This window comes from Fluctibacter corallii (assembly GCF_025751585.1).
GTDB lineage: Bacteria > Pseudomonadota > Gammaproteobacteria > Enterobacterales > Alteromonadaceae > Fluctibacter_A > Fluctibacter_A corallii.
This window is the reverse complement of the sequence record NZ_JAOWKX010000003.1, coordinates 20,256-43,853: the sequence shown is the minus strand read 5'-3', so window position 1 is coordinate 43,853 and position 23,598 is coordinate 20,256. Positions and strand designations below refer to the sequence as shown.

The 23,598-nt window shown below is 42.2% G+C and carries 16 protein-coding genes and 1 tRNA gene; 6 read left to right on the top strand and 11 right to left on the bottom strand.

Going from position 1 to position 23,598, the window contains the following annotated elements:
* Window positions 1-31: 31 nt before the first annotated feature.
* The 4 genes from OE749_RS06405 to OE749_RS06390 all read left to right on the top strand — a co-directional run bounded on the left by OE749_RS06405 (window position 32) and on the right by OE749_RS06390 (window position 7,588).
* Window positions 32-766: a DUF481 domain-containing protein gene (locus tag OE749_RS06405; protein WP_263711548.1), complete on the top strand. Its 735-nt coding sequence runs from the start codon at window positions 32-34 to the stop codon at window positions 764-766.
* Between the two features lie 298 nt (window positions 767-1,064).
* Window positions 1,065-3,218 carry a GspE/PulE family protein gene (locus OE749_RS06400; RefSeq protein WP_263712002.1) on the top strand — a complete coding sequence of 718 codons (2,154 nt, stop codon included), beginning with the start codon at window positions 1,065-1,067 and terminating at the stop codon, window positions 3,216-3,218.
* Between the two features lie 134 nt (window positions 3,219-3,352).
* Window positions 3,353-4,906, top strand: a complete 1,554-nt coding sequence (locus OE749_RS06395) for a DUF3369 domain-containing protein (RefSeq protein ID WP_263711547.1) — start codon at window positions 3,353-3,355, stop codon at window positions 4,904-4,906.
* Between the two features lie 150 nt (window positions 4,907-5,056).
* Window positions 5,057-7,588: a putative bifunctional diguanylate cyclase/phosphodiesterase gene (locus OE749_RS06390; protein WP_263711546.1), complete on the top strand. Its 2,532-nt coding sequence runs from the start codon at window positions 5,057-5,059 to the stop codon at window positions 7,586-7,588.
* A gap of 39 nt (window positions 7,589-7,627) precedes the next feature.
* On the opposite strand, the gene OE749_RS06385 is transcribed toward OE749_RS06390, so the two are convergent.
* Window positions 7,628-11,560, bottom strand: a complete 3,933-nt coding sequence (locus tag OE749_RS06385) for a hybrid sensor histidine kinase/response regulator transcription factor (RefSeq protein WP_263711545.1) — start codon at window positions 11,558-11,560, stop codon at window positions 7,628-7,630.
* A gap of 106 nt (window positions 11,561-11,666) precedes the next feature.
* Here OE749_RS06385 and OE749_RS06380 point away from each other — a divergent pair, with 106 nt between their 5' ends.
* Window positions 11,667-11,843 (top strand): hypothetical protein, encoded by a 177-nt coding sequence (locus OE749_RS06380; protein WP_263711544.1) that lies wholly within the window; start codon window positions 11,667-11,669, stop codon window positions 11,841-11,843.
* Between the two features lie 6 nt (window positions 11,844-11,849).
* Here the strand turns inward: OE749_RS06380 and OE749_RS06375 are convergent.
* The 4 genes from OE749_RS06375 to OE749_RS06360 all read right to left on the bottom strand — a co-directional run bounded on the left by OE749_RS06375 (window position 11,850) and on the right by OE749_RS06360 (window position 15,097).
* Window positions 11,850-11,925, bottom strand: a tRNA-Thr gene (locus tag OE749_RS06375).
* An 86-nt stretch (window positions 11,926-12,011) separates the two neighbouring features.
* Window positions 12,012-13,157: a 5-(carboxyamino)imidazole ribonucleotide synthase gene (locus OE749_RS06370; protein WP_263711543.1), complete on the bottom strand. Its 1,146-nt coding sequence runs from the start codon at window positions 13,155-13,157 to the stop codon at window positions 12,012-12,014.
* Window positions 13,154-13,645 (bottom strand): 5-(carboxyamino)imidazole ribonucleotide mutase, encoded by a 492-nt coding sequence (gene purE, locus OE749_RS06365; protein WP_263711542.1) that lies wholly within the window; start codon window positions 13,643-13,645, stop codon window positions 13,154-13,156. Before purE ends, OE749_RS06370 begins: the two co-directional genes overlap by 4 nt.
* Before the next feature lie 162 nt (window positions 13,646-13,807).
* Complete coding sequence (locus OE749_RS06360; RefSeq protein WP_263711541.1) at window positions 13,808-15,097, bottom strand: amidohydrolase; 1,290 nt, start codon at window positions 15,095-15,097, stop codon at window positions 13,808-13,810.
* A gap of 212 nt (window positions 15,098-15,309) precedes the next feature.
* Here OE749_RS06360 and OE749_RS06355 point away from each other — a divergent pair, with 212 nt between their 5' ends.
* Window positions 15,310-17,349 carry an EAL domain-containing protein gene (locus tag OE749_RS06355; RefSeq protein ID WP_263711540.1) on the top strand — a complete coding sequence of 680 codons (2,040 nt, stop codon included), beginning with the start codon at window positions 15,310-15,312 and terminating at the stop codon, window positions 17,347-17,349.
* Here OE749_RS06355 and OE749_RS06350 read toward each other — a convergent pair.
* From OE749_RS06350 to OE749_RS06325, 6 genes are all read right to left on the bottom strand, one after another.
* Window positions 17,342-17,740 carry a hypothetical protein gene (locus OE749_RS06350; protein ID WP_263711539.1) on the bottom strand — a complete coding sequence of 133 codons (399 nt, stop codon included), beginning with the start codon at window positions 17,738-17,740 and terminating at the stop codon, window positions 17,342-17,344. The two genes, OE749_RS06355 and OE749_RS06350, sit on opposite strands and share 8 nt — an antisense overlap.
* A 55-nt stretch (window positions 17,741-17,795) precedes the next feature.
* The gene (locus OE749_RS06345) at window positions 17,796-19,163 is read right to left on the bottom strand and encodes a class II fumarate hydratase (RefSeq protein WP_263711538.1); all 1,368 of its coding nucleotides are present in this window, start codon (window positions 19,161-19,163) and stop codon (window positions 17,796-17,798) included.
* 153 nt (window positions 19,164-19,316) lie between these two features.
* Window positions 19,317-20,582: a transcription termination factor Rho gene (gene rho, locus OE749_RS06340; protein WP_263711537.1), complete on the bottom strand. Its 1,266-nt coding sequence runs from the start codon at window positions 20,580-20,582 to the stop codon at window positions 19,317-19,319.
* A gap of 365 nt (window positions 20,583-20,947) precedes the next feature.
* Window positions 20,948-22,276, bottom strand: coding sequence for an HslU--HslV peptidase ATPase subunit (gene hslU / locus OE749_RS06335; protein WP_263711536.1), 1,329 nt, complete (start codon window positions 22,274-22,276; stop codon window positions 20,948-20,950).
* Between the two features lie 54 nt (window positions 22,277-22,330).
* Window positions 22,331-22,855: an ATP-dependent protease subunit HslV gene (hslV, locus tag OE749_RS06330; RefSeq protein ID WP_263711535.1), complete on the bottom strand. Its 525-nt coding sequence runs from the start codon at window positions 22,853-22,855 to the stop codon at window positions 22,331-22,333.
* A 192-nt stretch (window positions 22,856-23,047) separates the two neighbouring features.
* On the bottom strand, window positions 23,048-23,581 hold the full coding sequence (locus OE749_RS06325) for an SPOR domain-containing protein (protein ID WP_263711534.1): 534 nt from the start codon (window positions 23,579-23,581) through the stop codon (window positions 23,048-23,050).
* Between the last annotated feature and the right edge of the window lie 17 nt (window positions 23,582-23,598).

Below are 23,598 nucleotides of genomic sequence, written 5' to 3'. Positions count from 1 at the left end.
TTTCTTACAGGCAATCTTCAAGGAGAAATAAGTGAAATATATTTTAGGAATACCGCTTCTATTTACCGCGCTATTAGCAGAAGCTCAAGACGCCTCACCACTTTTCGAGATGGAGGGAGAATTCGGTCTGATAGTAACAACAGGCAATACCGACACAACCTCAGTTAAAGCCAAGCTTTCTGCTCATCACGAATTGGATAGCTTCAGCAACGATTATATTGTTGAAGGGCTTTATAAAGAAGACGAAGTAGAAAACGACGACGGCACGGAGCAAAGTGAAACAACGGCGCAAAAGTACTTTGTTTCAGCTCAACTAAATTACAAGCTTGAAGATCCTAACCAGCGTATTTTCGGCTTCGGTTCGTATGAAGATGATCGCTTTAGTGGCTTTGATTATCAATCTACTGTTGCCATAGGCTGGAGCGAAAAACTTTGGGATACTGAAACAAGCAAGTTTGAATACAGCATTGGTCCAGGTTATTCATACGATAAACAGGAAAACGGAGAAACGGTAAAAGGCGTCATCGTAAGAGGTGCATTAGACTATCGCTGGAACATATCTGAAACCGCAGTATTTAAACAACTCATAAGCACAGAAGTAGGTTCAGACAACGTTAAGTCTAAATCCGAAACTTCCGTCTCTGCCAAACTATATGAAGATATTTCGATGAAAGTCGCACTGACATTAAACCACAACTCAGACGTACCAGAAGAAAGGGAAAACCTTGACACGCAAACGTCTGTCACGTTGGTATACACATTTTAATTAACATTATCATTCTTGAAACGGACGTTTGGTCAGTAGCAGTCAACAGACTACTGGGATAAAGTGGTGCATCACGAAAATATGCAATTACTTTTACAGCTGATTAAAATGTGAGTCAATTATTACCCATTTCGCTAACCATGAATAAAACCCGATACGGATATTCTCGTGCAATAGGTTATAGTTAAACAAGAATGAATAGAAAGACGCAGTAATGATAGACATCGCTCCCCACTCGCAACCAGAGGACAACCAACTCAGTAGTATTTCTAGTGTATTGGATCAGCACTCATCCCTTATGGATGCATACCAACAATTAGAGCCAATCGTACTCGATATTTTCGGGGCGGAAAGAATGAGTATATTCATGCGCCGACGATTGCACCAAGATTTGGTTGCTAGGTTTAAAACTGGTAAAGAAACGCGCGAAATTAAGGTACCGATTACTGCGCAATCTATCGCTGGCTATGTTGCATTGAGTCAACTTCCGCTGATTATCGACGATCCTTACGATAGTCAGGCGCTACAAAAAATCCATCCCAGACTCAGATTTGCTGATAAATTTGATAAGTCTTCATCCTTTAAGACCAATACGATTTTATGTATACCGATACTCAATGCCGGTGTCTTAATGGGGATCCTGCAAATTATCAACAAAAAAACAGGCGGTTTCAACGAGCGCGATCTTCAAGTAGCCAATGAAATCGCAAACCTATTTGGTAAAAAGTTCCGCTATGAATTAGGTGGCACAAGCCATCCATTTGAATTCCTCATTCATAGTAACCTGATCGCTCAAAAAGACCTTTCGAATGTTCTAGAGTCAGGGCAGGACGTTAAACAAATCACGCAAAAACTGATTACCGAATATCGTATCTCAGAGGAACAAATTGGCAATGCGCTATCTGTTCATCATCAGGTTCCATTTATTCCGTACCTGCCAGACAAATATCATTTGTTTCAAAGTAACAGCAAATTAAATTTATCCTACTTAAAGCGTAATTTCGTCGCTGTGATTGCTGATGCAAGTGAAAACCCTGTTGTGCTTATGTCAGAACCCAATAATGCGGCCCTGATAATGGAAGTAGAAAGCGCGCTGGGCATAGATAATTATGACATCGCAGTGGGTTTACCCACCCATGTACTTCAATATTTGGGGGAAGGCAGTGGCTCAGGTGGCTCACCTGGTGAGATGGATGAAATTCTTGATGAAATCAGCACCAGCGCAGAAGAAGCAGAAGATCACCAAGATGAATTATCTGATGACGCGCCTGCAGTAGTAAGACTTGTCAGTAGAATATTGCATGATGCCAAGCGCCTAAACGCTTCTGATATTCATGTCGATGCAGAGAAAAGCGCCCCCACCCGCGTTCGTATGCGCATCGACGGAGTTTGCCGAGACATTACTCAAATCCCAGCATCACACCATAATGCGGTAATAGCACGTATCAAGATTATGGCAAACCTCAATATTGCAGAAAAACGTATTCCGCAAGATGGCAAGCTCGCATTCAAGATGTCAGGCAAATTGGTAGAAGTCCGTGTTGCTACGATTCCGACTGTTGCAGGCGAAGGGGTTGTCATGCGTATCCTCGCCTCGGGCGGGGCAATGCCAATTGAAAAAATGAATTTAGCACCTTCCAATTTTGAACGTTTGAAAACCATGATTCGAAAACCCCACGGCATTCTGCTTGTGGTGGGCCCGACTGGGTCTGGGAAAACCACCACGCTTCATGCCGTGCTCGGTTACCTAAACACCCCAGATAAGAAAATCTGGACAGCAGAAGATCCTGTAGAAATCACACAGCCTGGTTTACAGCAAGTTCAGGTCAGCCCCAAAATTGGCTTCACCTTTGCCAATGCGCTTAGAGCGTTTTTACGCGCCGATCCCGACATTATCCTCATTGGTGAAATGCGTGATAAAGAAACCGCACACGCAGGTATAGAAGCATCTCTAACTGGGCACTTGGTATTATCAACACTACACACAAACTCTGCACCCGAGACCATTACTCGATTACTGGATTTAGGCTTGGATCCCGTTAACTTTTCTGATGCCTGCGTAGGGATTCTCGCGCAACGGCTAATTCGTACCTTATGTTCAAGTTGCAAAGAAGAATATGTCGCCACCGACAGTGATATGGGATTTATTCGCCGCCAGTATGGGGATGCATTCCTTACAGAATTAGATTTGCCATCTCCCTTAAAGCTGCATCGGGCGAAAGGGTGCGAAGCGTGTGGAGACACCGGCTATAAAGGCAGGACTGGAGTTCACGAATTACTGGCGATGACCCCTGAATTACGTTCACTTATATATAAAGAAGCGTCCGTCAGTGAGATGAAAGAACAAGCGATGTCAGATGGTATGCGCACCTTGACGCAAGATGGCATCTATAAAGTGATCAAAGGAGATACCGATATTGCTCAAATACAAATTGTAAGCGGCTCTGATTAATACCCACTCACGAGCAAGCTGGCAGCCACCTTTTTATGGGATCTGAGCGGACTACTGGAACTTTCTTCGCTCCTTTTTCGTAAACTGACTATAGTTAAGGCGATACGAATTACTAAAGTATGAGCCTCAATTGTATGAATGATTTTTTGTTTGCGGACGAAGAGGAAGAGAGCGAATCTGAGTGCTTAGGCACTTGGAAGATACTCATCGTTGATGATGAGCCAGAAGTGCATAATATCACCAAACTAGTCCTAAATGACTTTCAATTTGAAGGCGGAAATTTGGAGGTCGCCAGTGCATATTCAGCTGAAGAAGCGCGAAAATATTTGCTCAGTGATAATGGCAAGCATGTCGCTGTGGCAATCGTCGATGTGGTAATGGAAAGCAATCACGCAGGATTAGAGCTAGTACAGTGGATTAGAGAAGAATTAAATAATCATAACATTAGGCTTGTTTTAAGAACGGGCCAACCGGGTGAAGCGCCCGAAGAAAGTGTTATTCGCAACTACGATATTAACGATTACAAAAATAAAACTGAACTGACCGCCTTAAAACTCAAAACACTCTTTTATTCCGCATTACGTGGTTATCGAGACATCCTGATCATAGAACGCCATAAACACGGATTAGAGAGAATTATTGAGGCTATGTCGGAGTTCGTTGCCTGCGACACGGTAACACAGTTTGCCTCCACCATTTTAAAGCAAGTAGCACTTATTCTTGGAATTGAATCGAACGATATTATTTGCTGCGCCGCAACAAGAAAGGAATCAAACTCTCAAGCCAATATTGATATTTTGGCAATCAATACGCCCAACACAAAAGTCATGCCGGATGCGGGAATGTCTGCTATCCCCAAGCACATTCAAACAGCGTTAGATAACGCCCTCAAGCGTAAAGAATCTGTTTTCGAAGATGACCATTTCATCGGCTATTTTACCACCAAGCGTGGTTCAGAAACCTTGCTGTACGTCTCTCAAGACAGAGAGCTCATACCTATACAGCACCACTTACTCGAATATTTTGCAAGCAACATTGCCGTTGCTCACGAGAATATCCAACTTCGAGAGATGATCAAAGAGTCTCAAAAAGAATTATCGTACGTGATTGGAGAGGCAGTCGAAATGCGCAGTAAGGAGACCGGCAGTCATGTCAAACGTGTGGCGCATAGCAGCTATTTGTTAGCTAAACTCTATGGATTATCTGAATATGATGCTGAAATGTTAAAGCTGGCTTCGCCTCTTCATGACGTCGGTAAAGTCGGCATACCCGACGGGATACTTAATAAGCCTGGTAAACACGATGACGACGAATGGAGGATCATGCGTACCCACGCTGAGATTGGTTATTCAATGTTAAGTAAATCTGACAATCCCATCTTGCAGTTGGGTGCTACCATCGCACATCAACACCACGAGCGATGGGATGGAAAGGGATATCCTCGCGGCCTTGAAAAAGAAGATATTGATATTGCGGGCAGAATTACCGCTTTAGCAGATGTATACGACGCACTTGGGAGTAAGCGGTGCTACAAATCTCCGTGGCCCCACGAAAAGATAGTTGATTTAATCGCTAAAGAGCGAGGAAAGCATTTCGAACCTGAATTGGTAGACATCATGCTCGACAATATTAACATTTTTCAGCAATTGAGAGAGCGCTATCCCGATCCTGAAGACTATGCACACTAGGTTGGTAAAAAATTGCTGTTAAAGCGTTTTCTAAATTGGTTTATCTTAACTCGCTATTTCGCTTAACTTTTTATACGTATGATCCGCCGAACGAATATTTTTCAACTACGCTTATTGTTTAAGCATGGATTGGACAAATAAGGCGGTACATTGGAATCAGCTTTCACAGCTTCATTTTTTTCTGCCTCTATTGCGGTAAATTTGATGGCCGCAGTATTGGTCTACGCGACGGGAAGGCTCGTCAGACAAACTCTCCCTTATTACTCACTCGTGACCTTCTTTCTTTGTGTAGCCCTATATCAATACAGCAGTTGGCAATATCATACGGCGAAAGAGGTAATGGAAGCCACCTTCTGGTTGAGACTCCAAATCTACTTTGTACTGATAAATATTCCCATTTTTTACTATTGTTTTTCTGTATGGAGTGACCAAAAAACGGCTTCAAATGGGTATATTTCGCTATGCCTTGTCGCGCTTGTATTCGCTCTGATGAATTGGTTTATGCCTTATAGCCTTAAATTCAGCGAGATTTCAGGGCTAGCTGTAATCGAACTACACAATAACGAATATATTCACGTTTTAAAGGGTGAACTATCGTTCGTAGCCAAGGCGTATTACGGTTTTATATTTGGTGTACTAATCTGGATTAGTTTTAAACTTCAACCGCTTTTATCAACGCACTTACGGGGTTTTGCCATTGCTCTTTGTTCGTTTGTATTTTTGCAAACCTTCGCTGCGAGTATGGCTCTTCTTATTGACCAGGGCGTGCTCAGTATTTTTTATTTAACGGGTTTTACAACGACAATATTGGTCATTTTACTCTGCTTCAATATTGCACATCAGGTTCACCTTCAATCGCAACGGTTACAACGTCAAGTTAGAAAAAATAAACAGGTCAAACAGGCAATCGACGCCCTTGCTGGCATGGTGTCTGACTCCACCTCTAGAACATTTTTCGAACAAATTACCATTACGTTGCAACGCTTGTTTAAGGTAGACATCGCACTCATCGGTTTGTACAAGAAAGATAAACACGTTGAGTGGGTCGAATGCTTGGCGATTGTAGATCGGGGAAGGCTAATCCCCAATATCGATTATGAACTTAAAAATACTCCCTGCGAGCAAGTTAAAAGTTCAGGTATTTCAGTTATTCAGGAGGGCGCGAAACATCAGTTCCCTCATGACAGGATGCTACTTGAGAAGGATATTGAGTTCTATGTGGGGATTCCCCTCATCCATAAAAATGAACAGCCTATCGGTTTGATTACATTAATGCATACTAAACCTCAAAAAATCAGTGAGGAAATGCGTCAAACTCTCACCGTTTTCGCCGCAAGAGCAAGTGCTGAAATCCACCGAAATCAAATGGAACAGCAGCTCAGACACATGGCTTACTTCGATTACACAACGGCGCTTCCCAACCGAGCTCAACTTTTTGAGCTGATCAATGAGCTCTATAAAGAGAATACAAAAACCTTTAGCCATTCCATACTGCTACTGTTTGACTTAGATCGTTTCAAAGATATAAATCGAATATTTGGCTACGATACGGCAGAAAGTGCGTTAAAAGAACTGGGGAATCGTCTTAATCACTATGCTTCAAATAACGTGTTTGTTGCTCGTAATGATGGAGATGAATTTGCGATTTTGATTAAAAATATCGACACCGAGCCCAATGGTTTAATAGAGGTAAACTGGCAGGCAATACAAGCCATCATTAAAGCTCCCATTATTATTGATGAAAGAAGCATTAAACTAGAATGCAGCATGGGTGCAGTCGTATTTCCAGATCAAACAGGCTCTCGATTTGATGTGGTGCGCTCAGCTGAAACTGCACTTCAACAAGCCAAACGCAGTGGCCGAGGTCGATATGCGATTTTTGACCCTGAACTGCAACGTCGTATCGATCACCGCGTGGACATTGAAAGTAAATTACGCCATGCTCTCACCGTAGAATCTGAGCTCTACATTGTATTTCAGCCCATCACAGATCAACATGGCAATGCATTTGGTTGTGAAGTATTGGTGCGCTGGAAACACCCTAGACAAGGTATAGTGCCGACATTTGAGTTTATAAGAATCGCTGAAGAATCTGGCCTCATCATTCCTCTTAGTCGATGGATAATAAACAAGACATTTAAAACGCTGCAAAGTTGGAAAAACAGACATATACCCCTTCCTGCTCATGTATCTATCAATATTTCAGCGCTGCAGTTATCAGAAGATGAATTTGTTGAAGATTTAATTGGACTAGCGGATATCTATGACATAGCCCATAACACCATCGTACTCGAGCTAACTGAATCGGGTTTATTAGAAGATATCGATAATACTAAACGTCAATTATCATTGCTACGCAAAACGGGATTCCGCATCGCATTAGATGACTTTGGAACAGGTTACTCTAGTTTGTCTTACCTTCGCGATTTACCGCTAGATATCATCAAAATAGACAGAAGTTTTGTCATTGGCCTATTCCAAAGTGGTACTCGCGAGGTCGTTGAATCCATTATGGTGATTGGTAAACATATGCACTTAGAAATCATCGCTGAAGGAACAGAAACGATTCAGCAAATAGATGCGTTAACTCAAATGGGCTGTAAAAAGTTTCAAGGCTTTTATTTTAGCCCTCCTCTGGAGGAAGAGGACTATCTGAAATGGAAGTTTCATCCTATAGACTAACAACAATCACCAATATCCATTGTCGCAATTGCTCAATCACTAAGCAGCAAACAACTCTGCCACGAATTGACTTGGTGTCACACCAAATCGTTGCTTAAAGCAGTTAGTAAAATACGAGGGAGAAGAAAAGCCCACTTGGTAGGAAGTCTCGGCAATTTGCTTTCCCTCTCTCAACAATTTTTTTGCTTCTACTAAACGGTATGCTCTTAATATTTCAGTAAAATTATACTCAATTAATGATCCAAGTCTTCGATTAAGCTGACGCTCACTTACTGCCATCGCATCTGCCGCAGCCTTTCGATTGAATCGCTCATCACTATAATTATTTGCAATAACATCGATAAAATTATCATAAAATGCTTGGTCTTTCGGATGCGAGAAATGCAAAGTAAACTCATCATTCGTCTTATCTTCTATTTGTATATCTAACGATTCTGTATAGCGTCTTTTTAATGCTTCCCGAAGTTTTAGTGTCCGTTGCAATCTAAGTTTCAGTTCAGACACTTTAAAAGGTTTAGGAACAAAATCATCAGCATACGCCGACCAAGCGTTAATTCTACTTTCATCACCCTCCTTTGCCGTCATTAATATAACAGCAATATGTGAAAGATTTTCATCGCTACGGACAAGCTTCAATAGTTCGACACCATCAACCAACGGCATCATCAAATCTGTCAATATTAGATCTGGCAACAACTGTTTAGCCAGCTGAAAGGCTTCATGGCCATTAGACGCTTGCGTACACGCAAAGTCTGCTCCAAGCGCGCGTTGTAAAAAGTTTGCCATTTCATGGCTATCATCAACAATAAGAACATGCGGGCGCTTATCGTCTGATGTAGCTGGCGCAATTTCCACTTCTGAAGTAGCAGGCTCTAGCTCAAACTTAGGCTGTGCACATACCGTTTCGGTAGACAAAGAAGGCTCTTCATCCAAATCAATCAAACTCAACTGAACTTCAAAAACCGTTCCCGTTTTGCGGTTACTCGTTGCTGACATTTTTCCGCCATTGGCTAGGACAATCTCGTTGAGAATAGACAGCCCCAACCCCTCACCTTCAACCTGTTCATGACGCTCTAACCGCACAAACCGATTAAAAATCATGTCTAGTTGCTCGGGTGATAACGGTTCCCCCACATTGTGTACACTAAACGTAAATTTATCCTCATCGCAAGTAGCAAACACAGTAATTGTAGAGTGCTCTTCACCATATTTAACCGCATTAGACAGAAGGTTATTTACGACTGAATCTAGCGCTCCAGGAGTGAGATACGTCGTTGCATGACATAAATTAGCATCAAATTTCAGTTTCATTCCTCGCGTCTTTGCCAGTGTACTGAACGGCTCAACAAGAAACGGTACGGTATCTGACAATACGATTTTTTCAACACCTTCAAACGTAGAAAGGTTTAGCTTAGAGATAGCAAGCAACTGATCGATAAGTTCATTAAGCTTATTTTTATTCCGCTCAATAATATCGAACTCTTTTTTCACCTTAGACGTGTCTACTGCATCTTCAACTAATTCAAGCGGCCCAGCGATCAATGATAACGGCGTGCGTAATTCGTGAGATACATTAGCAAACAGATGCTGCATATTATTTAACACAGCTTTAATACGCTTATTGCTTTGAATCACCCTCTCAGATTGTTTAACAACTTGTCGTTGTAAATCGTCATTCAATTCGGCAAGCTTTTTGACACGATACTGGTACCCTGCCCAAACTAATAATAAAAAGGTAATGCAATATAACAGGTACGCTTGCCACGTCAGCCAAAAAGGTGGATGAACCACAATATTCACTGAGGTGATTGGTTGCGTTTCGAAGCTCTTCGGATCGTGAACACGCACCTCAAATTGATACTTTCCCGAAGGTAACGTGCTAAAAGTCACTTGAGATTGTTCTGGTGTCGCTTTCGTCCACGCATCGGTTAAGCCTTTGAGTCGATATTCAAACCCTAATATACGGCTATTTAAAAAGCTATTTGATGCAAACTCGAGCTGAAAAATATATTCACTATAGTCGAACTCTAAGGGTAATTTCTCATAAATTGCTCGACTTAATCTAGAATCTTCTGACACGCTATGCTGACTATTGCGAGATGTAATATCTAGTCCTACCATCAACGCTTTGTATTTGTGTTTGCGTCTTTGTTCAACAAACGCATTCATCTTACGAGTATCAATTTTGTAATTATTTTGGTCTCCCGCCACCAATATTTGATCATCGGCAAGATTGATAGAGGCCGCTATTTCAAAATCTGTATCATCGATGGATTCCTCTGGGCCAAACTTAAATGTCGTCTGGTTTTTATGATCATATCTAACCAGCCCAGTATTCGTCATTAACCAAAGATACCCCTGCGTATCCTCAACAGCATCCCGAATAAATAATGAATTGCCTGTAAATTGACTATCAATGAAGACCACCGACTGCGTGGCTTTGTCAAGATACCCCAAACCTTTACCATCAGTGCATATCCAGATAACTCCGCTCGCATCCTCTATCATACAGTTCGTAATCGTAGTCAGCGCGCCAGGTATAGACCAAGTAGTCCAAGAATCAGAGGATTCGTGGTATTCGAGAATGCCGCTTTTTTGTGTAACGAAGAAGAGAGAATTTTCCAACTTTAAGGCATCAAATATATGCATATCAGACAATTCAATTAATTTATTAGTATAAAGGGAATCGTTCAAATACCATTCAATATAGCCATCTGAATTGATAAGTAATAAGCTATTTTCTAACGAAATAATACGCTCGGCATTTTTTAAAAGAGATACAACCGGAGCAGCGCCATAGCTATCAGACCTTTCTACCTTATAAACTTCACCTGAAAGCGTATTCGCTGCAAGTAAGTAATTGTTGTGGATATTAATGTGGTTAATTCCACTAATATTTATCACTTCAGACGACGTACGCCTGACGATTTTACCTCCGCTCAATGCTATCAAGTCATTTTCAGAATTATTGTACACCACTTTCAATAAATTAATATCTGAAAAAACTGAATTATCCGAGGTGATGGCTGCTCTTGCCATAGTTGGAACTTCTAATACGCCCTCGTATGAATCCAAAAGAATCAAATTGTTATCTTTTAAGAAAACCTTCCTAATAGAATCAATCATTTTGAACTTATGCTCGAAACTCAAAACATCTTCAAAATTAATATTTTCAATATCAAAATGTAGCAATTTTATTTTTTCACCGATTGCTACAACATGTGTGTCATTTGCTTTCATCAATATATCACTGGAATCTAAGTACTCACTCCTTTTCAGCATCAATATTGAAAAATTTAATATTGATATAAGGTTAATATTATCTAGAGATTCGCATACCAAGTACTTTTTTATATAAAAAATATTACAGGATTTGAGCAGGTCTATTTTTTTTGTTCTAACTTTTCCGTTACTAAATATATGAAAAAAACCATCATTATCGACAACTAAAACTTCGTTATTTAAGCTAATATCATAATACTTAACAGTTGATTTCAGGGGGTCATGTGCAAATTCACGGAAGTCAAAAGTCGATTCACTAATATAAAAAGAATACAAGGTATTACCGCATTGACCAAGTACATGTTTTTCTTCATAAATTTTAAAGCTATGACAAAAATTTGAGGATGATACTGATGACTTAAAAATAACGTCCTGCGAACTAATCTGGAATAAAGCTACGTCACCGTTTAAATTTGAAACTAGTAAAAAATTATAATGCACCTGAACAATTGAAGAAATTTCACCCAATTCTTCAGAGTCTAATATTTTTTTAAGTAGTCCCCCTGTAGCTAGAAACACCCCTTGCTCGCCAGCGTAAAAACGCTGTTGATCATCAAAATATATGTCGTTAGTAAACCCTTTCTTAAAGACACTTCCAATTGCAGGTAATGCAATATGATTAGTTATCAAAGTTATGAATATGATTCGTAGAAAGCGTCTAACTTGATGCCATTCGTCCTTAATTCGCAAGCTTTTGTCCTTATTCTAGCCAAATATTCATTGAGAATATTTATTACCGAGTGATAGTATATTCACATCATCACTTAACAAAAACAAGTCCAGAAATGAGGTAACTATGGAATACATTAAATACGATGAAACACATTTAATTATTGGAGGGCTTAGTGAGTCTGCATCAACAGCAATTCTTTATTTTGAGGTTGATATAAAAGAATACTTACAGGATGAAATATATAGCACGGTACTAGTCCCTCTTCCTATCGGAAGGAGAGGCCAACGACCACCTGAATAATAAAAATGGTGCCGACTGCCGGAATCGAACTGGCGACCTACTGATTACAAGTCAGTTGCTCTACCAACTGAGCTAAGTCGGCACACTAAGGAGGATCTTGCTTTGTGTGGTTTGCCTTTCGGTAACCCCTCAAAGCGAGGCGCTATTTTAGTTAAAGGGATGACAATGTCAACCCTTTATTTCAATTAATTTATTCGCTTCGTTCTGAATGCGCGGAAAATGTTCAACTGGTAGATATTCCGCTACTTTTTTGAGCTTTTTTCCCAATTTTGTATAGGAATCAGCAGTGATATTGATATGCCCCATCTTTCTTTTTGCTCTTACTTTTTTGCCATAAAGGTGTAATTGCGTTCTTGGGACAGATAACAATTCTCTAGAAAAATGATCACAGCCAATAATATTGAGCATTGCACTCAGCGTTTTACCTTCTGTAGAACCAAGAGGCAATCCAGCCACAGCACGGATATGATTTTCGAACTGACTGGTATCCGCACCTGCCATTGTCCAGTGTCCAGAGTTATGGACTCTTGGCGCAATCTCATTTACCAACAGCGTTTCACCCACTTGAAAAAACTCGACCGCCATCACACCAACATATTTAAACGCATTTGCGATAGCCGTAAACGCTTTTTCTGCTTGTGCTTGTAAGCGGGCATCACTATCAGGTGCTGGCGCGATCGATACGTGTAATTGCCCCTCATGGTGGGTATTTTCAGCTAGAGGATAAAATGCTATCTCTCCTTTTACGTTACGCACACCTACCAGTGATAGCTCTCTATCAAAAGGCACCATCTTTTCGACTACTAAGGGAACTGCCGATAAATCAAGTGTTTGTAGTTCATCTTTTAGTTCAGGCAACGATTCGAGCGTTTTAAGTCTCCATTGTCCGTAGCCATCGTAACCATCGCGGCTTGCTTTTAAAATGAGTGGTAAGCCAAGCTTTTCCACAACCTCATCCAATTGAGAAAGCTCAGACACGATGGCATGCTCGGCATTCGCTACCGCAAGCGTATCCAATAAAGTTTTCTCTCTAACACGATCTGCCCCTGCCAGCACCGCATCCATACTAGGCATAAGCTTTCCTGTCTTTTGTGCTAATGCTAATAGATGTTCTGGAATATGTTCAAATTCAACAGATATCGCATCGGCTTGTTGAATTGCGTCTTCGAGAGACAGTGTTAATGTGTCTTTTGAAATGGGATGAACCACACATTCATTGTCGACATCAACAGCTCGCACGGTAATACCCAGCGGACAGGCCGCCAAATACATCATTTGTGCAAGTTGTCCACAGCCGTAAATGAGCACATTCATTGAGGTAACTCCAAGTCGGCGTTGGCCAGCACTTTCTCTGTTTGCTTTTGTCGAAAAGCGATAATGCCAGCTCGAACTGCTTCATCGTGCAGGGCGATCACTTGGGCAGCCATAAGCCCCGCATTGGCAGCGCCCGCTTCGCCTATTGCTAATGTTCCCACAGCGACGCCTTTAGGCATCTGCACAATAGACAATAAGGAGTCAAGCCCACTTAACTGGCTAGATCTGACTGGAACACCAAATACCGGAAGATGCGTATGCGCAGCAATCATGCCAGGTAAATGTGCGGCGCCACCTGCACCCGCTATTATAGCGTGATAGCCTTCATCCGCTGCGGATTCAGAAAACTCAGTAAGAAGTTTAGGTGTGCGATGTGCAGAGACAACTTTAGCATCAAAATCGACACCTAGCTCTTTCAGCATGATAGCTGCCTGTTGCATCGTAGGCCAATCGGATGTAGACCCCATAACAATTGCCACTTTAGGCATAACGGCTCCCAACTAATAGTCGACTAGAATGGACGTTGCAAAAAGGGAAATTTTTCAACCCAAATTTATGCAACAAAAAAAGGCAAACCTCAGATTTGCCTAACCTATATTAGAAGGGACCTGATTGTATCCTAAATATACAACAAGCCCAAGCCATAGCGTTTAATTCGTGGTGTGTTTTTCCATGTAATCCAAAGTCAGGTTCGTCAGTAATTTTACGCCCAGCTTCATACCGCTATCGTCAACGTAAAATTCTGGCGTATGGTGTGCGGGCGCATCTTCCGCTTTTACATCTAAAGGTTTTCCGCCTATCCACAAATACACCCCAGGTACTTGCTCTTGGAAGAATGAAAAGTCCTCGGCCCCTGTTACCGGTTTACTATGAACAACATTTTCCTCCCCTGCCGTACTGATCAATGTTGGCAACATCACCGCCATCAATTCATGATCGTTAAACGTAATAGGATAGTTATAGTCTAGCGGAAGTGTTACTTCAGCCTCAGCACGCATACTCTCAGCAATGGCTTTCACTTTTTTAGGGAGCGCGTCATAAATATGTTCTCGCGCCGCAGTGTTCAACGTTCTGATGGTACCTACCATCTCTACCTCTGAAGGAATAATGTTAGAGCGATTTCCACCATGGATAGAGCCAACCGTCACCACGGCTGCATCATCAAGCAATTTCAATTCACGGCTTACCAATGTTTGCAATCCCATCACCACTTGCGCAGATGTCACAATAGGATCCACGCTTAACCATGGGTATGCGCCGTGCGCCTGTTTACCCTTTATAACAATTTTGAAAGGGTCTACGGCAGCCATCACGCCGCCAGCACGATATCGAACTTTTCCTACATCGGTATTAGCACTTATATGTAGGCCAAATATTGCATCAACATCTGGATTTTTAAGCACCCCTTCTTGCACCATAACCTGAGCACCGCCTTTTTCACCGCGCGGCGCGCCTTCTTCAGCAGGTTGAAAAATGAATTTAACTTTACCTGTTAAACTGCTTTTCTTCTCTACGAGAATTTTGGCAGCCCCCATCAACATTGCCATATGTGTGTCATGGCCACACGCATGCATAACAGGCACGTCATTTCCATTGAACATACCTCTTTCTTGAGAACGCCAAGGCAAGTCATTCATTTCTTTAACAGGCAAGCCATCCATGTCAGCTCTCAATGCGACTGTCGGCCCAGGTTTTCCACTGTCGAGCAAACCTACGACGCCAGTAATGGCAACTCCGGTTTGCACCTCTAATCCCAAACTTTTTAGATATTTGGCAATATACTCAGCCGTTTTGTATTCGCGGTTAGACAATTCAGGGTATTGATGTAAGTGGTGTCGCCATTTGATCACCTCTGGTTCAATTTTGTCAGCCAACTCATCTACCGATTGAGCCATAGCGAATGGCGACAAAAGTGCCGATAACAACAGTAATTTTTTCATTTTTCCCTCTGATGTTCGTTGGTTTATAGCCACCTTACCCTGATTAAGACGTAATGCAACGTCTTGTTCAAAAAGAAAAATTACATTTGTATGGAGCACAATAAATACATTTCCCTTGGCTCGCTAAAACGAGCAAAAACCATTTAAGGATTTAATTCCTCTATTGTTCAAATCTCAACCTGCTAGAATTACTAAAAAACTCGGACATCTGTATGTTTAAAGGCATTCGCGCCAAATCTATCTTTGTTTCCGTTTTCGTCACACTACTCAGTGCGACAACTGTGCTTTATTTTAGTTTGCGCGAACATGAAAAATTGTATAAAGAGTCTGAATTTCAGTATAAGGACGCACTGTCTGATGTGCTCGCCGAAGAGCTGGTAAGCGAGGTTACGCTGGGATTAGATGCCTATCAATTTCCCTCATCTTTATTAATGTTAGATAAATATCCAACAATAAAATATGCATTTGTACTGGATAGAGAGGGAGAAAAAAACCACCAATACGTGAACCCTCAATTAATAGAAGATGCCAGCACCGCTGAAACCATTGCTCAGCGCAAGTTTGATGTTTCTAGATTGGGAATGTCAGTCGTACAAAACGACCTTGTAGCGATTAAGCAGATAGGTGAACCTAACTATCCACTCGGTTTTCTCGTTGTTGTTTCTGATTACACTACGCCTTTAAATAGCAGTACAAAACGCCTATTAGTCAAAACGCTCCCCGCCCTCATACTCGTCATTATGATAGCCGTGCTCGTATCATTTTGGATTCATAGGCATTTGCTTCGACAAATCATCAACCTTTCTAAGTTTACACAATCTATTAGAAAGCCCGAAGACTACAGGCTGCGGTTTGAGGTCAAGGGAAGCGACGAAGTAGCAGAATTAGGGCAGCATATTAATGCCATGCTACAAACTATCGAGCTAAAAAATCAGCATTCAAAAGAACAGCAACTTAATCTAAAAAAACTCGCAAACTTCGATTTACTGACAGAACTACCTAATCGCCAATCCTTTATGGATAGATTGCGCGGAGAGCTAGCCAGAGCAAAACGTGCCAAGCGAAATTTGGCTATTCTATTTTTGGATTTAGATAATTTTAAAGAAATCAATGATTCCTACGGACATGAAGTGGGCGATGAACTGCTGATCAAAGTCAGCGAACGATTGCAATCTGAACTCAGAGAGGGTGACATCCTCGCTCGTTTGGGCGGTGATGAGTTTCTCATTCTGATACCTGAATTTTCTGATTCTATGGGACTTGGACGCGTGGCAGAACGGCTATTAGCAATCATGCAGCCTGGATTCATTATACGTGGATGGGAGCTAAATAGTGGCGTCAGCATTGGTATCGCTGATGCCAGAAGCGCCGAATATAACGTGAATGATATCGTCAGAAATGCTGATATGGCGATGTACAAAGCCAAGGAATTAGGCCGAGGCCGCTATGCCTTCTTTATCGAGAGTTTGCTTGAACAAAGTATTCGAAAAATAAAAATAGCCAATGCACTAGCCACTGCAATTGAGCTAGAAGAACTCACCATTTTCTATCAGGCTAAGGTCAATAATGGTGAGAAAATCTGCGGATTTGAAGCACTTGTAAGGTGGAACAGTAAATCGGAAGGCATGATCTCACCCGCCGAGTTTATTCCTATTGCCGAGCAAAGTGGTCGCGTAACCGCCATTAGCCGATGGGTAATACGCCAAGTATTTAAAGATCATGTCGAAATTGCACGAATCACTCAACGTCCAACTACCGTAGCCATTAATTTATCCGCATACGATTTAAAAGAACCTGGGCTCGTGCTGTATATTCAGGAATTATTGGTCGCGTACGATATCAACCCCGCAGGTATTGAGTTTGAAGTAACGGAATCTGCCTACTTAGATAATTTTAAGCAGGCAACGGAAGTACTTTCGGCATTGCGTAAGCTAGGCTTCTCTATCGCATTAGATGATTTTGGTACTGGATATTCATCTTTGAGCTACTTAGCACAAATAAAAGTAGATACCATTAAAATTGATCGCGCCTTTGTGTGGAATATTGATCAATCGCTTCATGATACCAAGATCATCGAAACCATCTTTGACCTAGCCAAAGCACTGCACTTGGATATTTGTGCGGAAGGTGTAGAAACACCCGCTCAGGCTGATTTTTTAATTTCGCGTGGCTGCCATCAACTACAAGGCTACTACTACGCGAAACCTCTTCCTTTAGAGGCACTAGAATCAAAAATCACCGCATTTATTTAGGTGCATCATAGTGAAATCGGTGCAGAATTTTGCAGCATTCTTCTACCTTTCCTACCGAAGATGAATCGATAAAGGCCACAGCATTCGTTGAATTCATTAAAAACGCGGCGGCGGCCGATTCACTCTTTAAAGTATCGGGCGGATAACCTTTTCCTGTAAACATCATTTGCGCCCAAAATGTTTGAATGCGCTGCTCGGTGTAGCCAATAACGCGAAGATTGAAAATGGTTCTAAGCGGATGGCTTTTTGGATAATTCAGAGGCTGAACATCAAAATGTCTGGCATTGCCCATATAAATAGCGCGAAGTTGTCTGGTTGACAACTGCTCGTATTTGAGTGCCTTGTTGCCGACAACTAGTATCTCACCAGCACTAACGTGACTGTGATACATCGACACGCACAGTAAAAGGAATAACGCGCTCCGCCTAATCATATGCACAATTCAATCATTGATTTTTAGTGAGTAAAACAGGGTCTAGGTGTTTTTTCAATTCAGATTCTGACAAATCGGTCATTTCTTTCGCAACATCAAGCACCTCACGATTTTCTGAGTAGGCTTTCTTCGCTATTTCTGCCGCCTTGGTATACCCAATTATCGGATTCAAGGCTGTCACCAATACAGGGTTTTGCGCCAGTTCGCTGTTTAGCTTATCTTCGTTAACCGTAAAGTCTTTAATCGCTTTGTCTGCCAAATGCAACATGGCTTTTGCCAATAAAGACTGGCTACACAAAAGATTTGAACCTATTAATGGCAACATAACATTCAATTCAAAATTTCCACTTTGCCCCGCCACAACAATGGCGGAGTCATAGCCAATGACCTGTGCGCACACCATCGCAACAGATTCAGGAATGACCGGATTAACCTTTCCAGGCATGATGGACGAGCCGGGTTGTAACGCAGGGAGAGCTATTTCACCTAACCCGGAAAGCGGGCCTGAATTCATCCAGCGCAAATCGTTAGCAATCTTCATCAATGCGATTGCCAAGCCGCGTAAATTCGCTGACAACCCAACGGGCACGTCCATTCCACTCATAGAAGAAAATGGATTTCCCGTTGCAGTAAAGGTAATTCCCGTTTTCGCACTCAAAATGCCACAACATTCCCGCGCAAAATCGGGATGCGCATTGACGCCAGTTCCCACCGCTGTTCCGCCAAGAGGTAGTAAATGCAAAGATGGTGCAATAGCTTCTAATTGCCGTTGATGATGCCGAAGCTGCCCTGCCCAACTTTTCAAGCTTTGTTCTAGCGTTACTGGCATAGCATCCATTAAATGCGTGCGTCCCATTTTGCATACATCACGAAGAGAAACAGACTTGTGTAAAATAGTTTCTTGCAGGTGCGTTAAGGCGGGTATCAATTGATTTTGCAGCATCAAAGCATTGCTGATGTGAATGACTGACGGAATAACGTCGTTACTGCTTTGTCCATAATTTACGTCATCGTTGGCATGTAGCGCGATATCTCCCTCTAATGAGGCAACATGTGCAATAACTTCGTTAGCATTCATGTTCGAACTGGTGCCCGAGCCAGTCTGATATAGGTCGACAGGAAAGTGCCGCATCATGTTTGGTTCAGCCAGCACCGTCTCGCACGCTTGTTGGATGGCGCGACCTTTGTCCTGTGAAATACAACATAAATTACTGTTCGCTTTTGCTGCACAGGCTTTAAGCATAACCAATACACGAATAAACTCTTTCGGCATGGTTTGTTGGCTAATACTAAAGTTATCAATTGCACGCTGAGTTTGAGCGCCATAAAAGGCATTATCAGGAACTTGGACGTCGCCAAGTGAGTCTTTCTCAGTGCGCATGGTTGAATTCTCCTCTTCCTTAGCGACCAATGAAATCCCGTTAGCATTATATTTTAATGCGTGAAGCTTAAAGCGTAGACCAAAACATCCTGCAGTAAAAACAAAAAAGCCGTCGCAGCAAAAACTGGGACGGCTTACACAAGATGTTGATAATTAGGATTTTTGACGCTTCATGGCATCAAAGAACTCATCATTGGTTTTCGTCATAGACAACTTGCCGATAAGGAATTCCATTGCATCAATCTCAGACATTTCATGCACAATCTTACGAAGGATCCACATTTTCTGTAGCTCATCCTGAGAAGTAAGAAGCTCTTCACGGCGTGTGCCAGAGCGGTTGAAGTCGATCGCTGGGAAGACGCGTTTCTCTGCGATTTTACGATTCAGGTGTAACTCCATGTTACCTGTTCCTTTAAACTCTTCGTAAATCACCTCATCCATCTTAGAACCCGTATCAATCAGTGCAGTCGCAATAATTGTTAGGCTTCCACCTTCTTCTACATTTCGCGCAGCACCGAAGAAACGCTTCGGTTTGTGTAATGCATTGGCGTCGACACCACCAGTAAGTACTTTGCCTGATGAAGGGATCACCGTATTATACGCACGCGCTAAACGTGTGATTGAGTCTAGTAAGATGACGACATCTTTCTTGTGCTCTACGAGGCGCTTTGCCTTTTCGATGACCATTTCAGCTACCTGAACATGGCGGCTTGCTGGCTCATCAAAGGTAGAAGCAACTACTTCACCTTGCACCAAACGTTGCATTTCAGTTACTTCTTCTGGGCGCTCATCAATAAGCAATACCATCAGTTCTGTTTCTGGATGATTCGCAGCAATAGATTGGGCAATATTCTGAAGAAGTAGCGTTTTACCTGCTTTAGGTGGCGCAACGATCAAACCACGCTGTCCATGGCCAATTGGCGATGCCAAGTCTAGCACGCGTGCAGTGATATCTTCTGTACTGCCATTTCCACGTTCCATACGCAAACGGCGGTTTGCATGCAGCGGTGTCAGGTTTTCAAAAAGAATCTTATTGCGTGAGTTTTCAGGTTTGTCGAAGTTAACTTCATTGATTTTTAGAAGGGCAAAATAACGTTCACTGTCTTTTGGAGGACGAATTTTGCCAGCTATGGTGTCACCGGTACGCAAATTAAAGCGTCGGATTTGGCTTGGTGACACGTAAATATCATCAGGCCCAGCCAAGTAAGATGAGTCGGCTGAACGTAAGAATCCAAAGCCATCTTGTAGGATTTCCAATACCCCATCGCCAAAAATGTCTTCGCCACTCTTAGCGTGCGCTTTTAGAATTGAAAAAATGATGTCCTGCTTTCTTGCACGAGCCATGTTCTCAAGGCCCATTTTTTCAGCAAGCGCTACCAGTTCGTTAATCGGTTTGTTTTTGAGTTCCGTTAGATTCATATCGGGGGTTTCTTTTGCTTGAAATTTCGCTATTACAGCAATAGTTAATTAGTTAGGTATAAAGATTGTTACTTATTTAAATCTCTGATTTGAGCGCGAAAATTGGTGAGTTCAGGGTATGAACGAGTAAAAGTTAGCACCAATTTTCAAATACGTCTAGTGAAATAATTGTTAAAAAATGATTTAACTGCGTATTTTTTTACCAGATTTTGGCTAAATTGAAAGGCTTAATGTGAAAAAAAGTATGTCGAATAAGTCAGTTAGCCTTTTCCTGCATATCATAAAATAATCAAGAAAAGACCAATAGACGTTGGGCGAAAAGCATGTCCAATCGCCCAATCTAAACTTAAGTTTACACCATCAAACTATAGAATAAAGCGACTTAGGTCCTCATTATCAACCAGCATTTCGAGGTGCTTGTTAACATAATCAGCATCAATGGTCACGGTATCGCCACTCATTTCAGAAGCATCGAATGAAATGTCTTCCATTAGACGCTCCAACACCGTATGCAAACGACGTGCGCCGATATTCTCAGTACGTTCATTGACTTGCCATGCAGCCTCAGCAATTCGCTTAATCCCATCTTCAGTAAAGGCAACATTCACCCCTTCGGTTTTCATAAGGGCGATATATTGCTCAGTCAGAGATGCGTTAGGCTCAGTCAAAATACGCACAAAGTCTTCTGTGGTCAACGCTGACAGCTCAACGCGAATCGGCAATCGGCCTTGAAGTTCAGGAATCAAATCAGACGGTTTGCTCATCTGAAATGCACCAGACGCCACAAACAAAATATGATCGGTTTTAACCATGCCGTGCTTGGTATTCACCGTCGAACCTTCGACGAGTGGCAGCAAGTCACGCTGAACACCTTCACGCGATACATCTGCCGATCCCGTGCCTTCGCGCTTACAAATTTTGTCAATTTCATCAATAAATACGATGCCGTTTTGCTCTACGGCTTCTATCGCACTTTCTTTCAACTCTTCCTGATTAACCAACTTAGCCGCTTCCTCTTCAATCAATAGCTTAAATGCTTCTTTGATTTTCAGCTTTTTCTTCTTTTTCTGAGAGCCAGACAGGTTCTGGAACATCCCTTGAAGTTGGTTGGTCATCTCTTCCATGCCAGGAGGTGCCATAATCTCAACACCAACCTGCGGAAGTGCAATATCAATCTCAATTTCTTTGTCGTCTAACTGGCCTTCACGTAGCTTTTTACGAAAAGCCTGTCGTGTACCTTTATCCTGTACGTCTTCTTTCTCGCCCCACACATTTTCTGGTGGCGGCAATAAGGCATCTAAAATGCGCTCTTCCGCAGCTTCTTCAGCGCGATATTTAACTTTTTCTGTGGCCTGTTCTTTCGTCATTTTCACAGCGATATCAGCTAAATCACGAATGATGGTTTCAACCTCTTTACCTACGTAACCCACTTCAGTAAATTTAGTGGCCTCTACTTTAATAAACGGGGCATTCGCTAACTTTGCTAATCGACGAGCAATCTCGGTTTTACCCACACCTGTCGGGCCTATCATGAGAATGTTTTTAGGCGTTACTTCTTGGCGCAGCTCAGGTTCAAGCTGCATGCGACGCCAGCGATTACGAAGCGCAATAGACACTGCTCGCTTCGCATCTTGCTGACCAATAATGTGTCTGTCCAACTCGTGGACGATTTCTCTTGGGGTCATTGCTGACATGGAACTACCCTTATTCACACAATCATAAGTGGCTATTTCTCGCCACTTATCAAATTAATATTCTAACTCTTCAATCGTTTGACTATGGTTCGTAAATACGCAAATGTCGCCTGCGATCGTCAAACTTTTCTCCGCTATTTCTCTGGCACCTAATTCAGTATTTTCAAGCAACGCACGCGCAGACGCCTGTGCGAAATTACCGCCTGAACCAATAGCAATCAGATCTTGTTCAGGTTGCACCACGTCACCGTTCCCAGTGATGATCAAAGAGGCAGTATGATCTGCCACAGCTAACAAGGCTTCTAACCTGCGAAGTGTGCGATCTGTGCGCCAATCTTTTGCCAGCTCTACTGCCGCTTTTGTTAAGTGCCCTTGATGCATTTCTAACTTAGACTCGAATCTCTCAAACAGCGTAAACGCGTCTGCTGTTCCACCCGCAAATCCAGCTAGCACTTTATCATTGTAAAGCCTACGCACTTTTCTGGCGTTTCCCTTCATGACAGTATTGCCAAGAGAAACCTGTCCGTCGCCTGCGATAACCACTTTATTATCGCGACGTACTGAAACAATCGTAGTCATAAATATACTCTTGTGAAAAATGAAGAAAGGCTTCGTTAATTTCACTTTGCTGGTTGCTGTATTGCTATGTTTGCGAAGCAATAACCAGTAAATGAGTCAGCCATTTCGTATTGCAATAAACCTTATGTGGGGTAAGGATAAGGTTTTTCAAGAGGCGAGGTATCGCCTCTTAGAAGAAGTAAGCACTAACGCTTAAAGATTCCAGTTCCAAATACGGCATGAAGTAATACCGATACGGCGAATGGCATGTCGGTCTTTCTCAGCATCTCGCTTATAATCATAAGGACCAAGAATAACGCGATACCACAAACCGTTTTTACCGTTGCTAGGACGAATTTGTGCTTCTAACCCTTGAAACGCTAGCTTGGCGCGCATCTCTTCAGCCTGCCCCTCTTTTCTAAACGAGCCACACTGCATCAAATAAGGCACCTCAGGCTTTTCCTGCTCTTTCACCTCAATTTCAACTTCATGATCAGAAAGCAGCTCTGGATAATCCCATTCTTCATCTTCAAGTTGTGGAAGCGGATCTTTTTCTACCTGAGATGGCACGCCTTGAGTGGCTGGGGCTGTTTCGGCGTTGTCTTTTATTGTCCAAAGGAAAAAGCCAAATCCCGCAATCAACGCAACAGTGATTGCAATTCGAATCCAAGGTAAAGGCTTCGAAGGAGGAGGTGGGGGGGCTTTCTTGGTAGAGCGGCCTCTGGAAACGTAATCTTTTTGCGCCATAAAATAATGAATGCTAT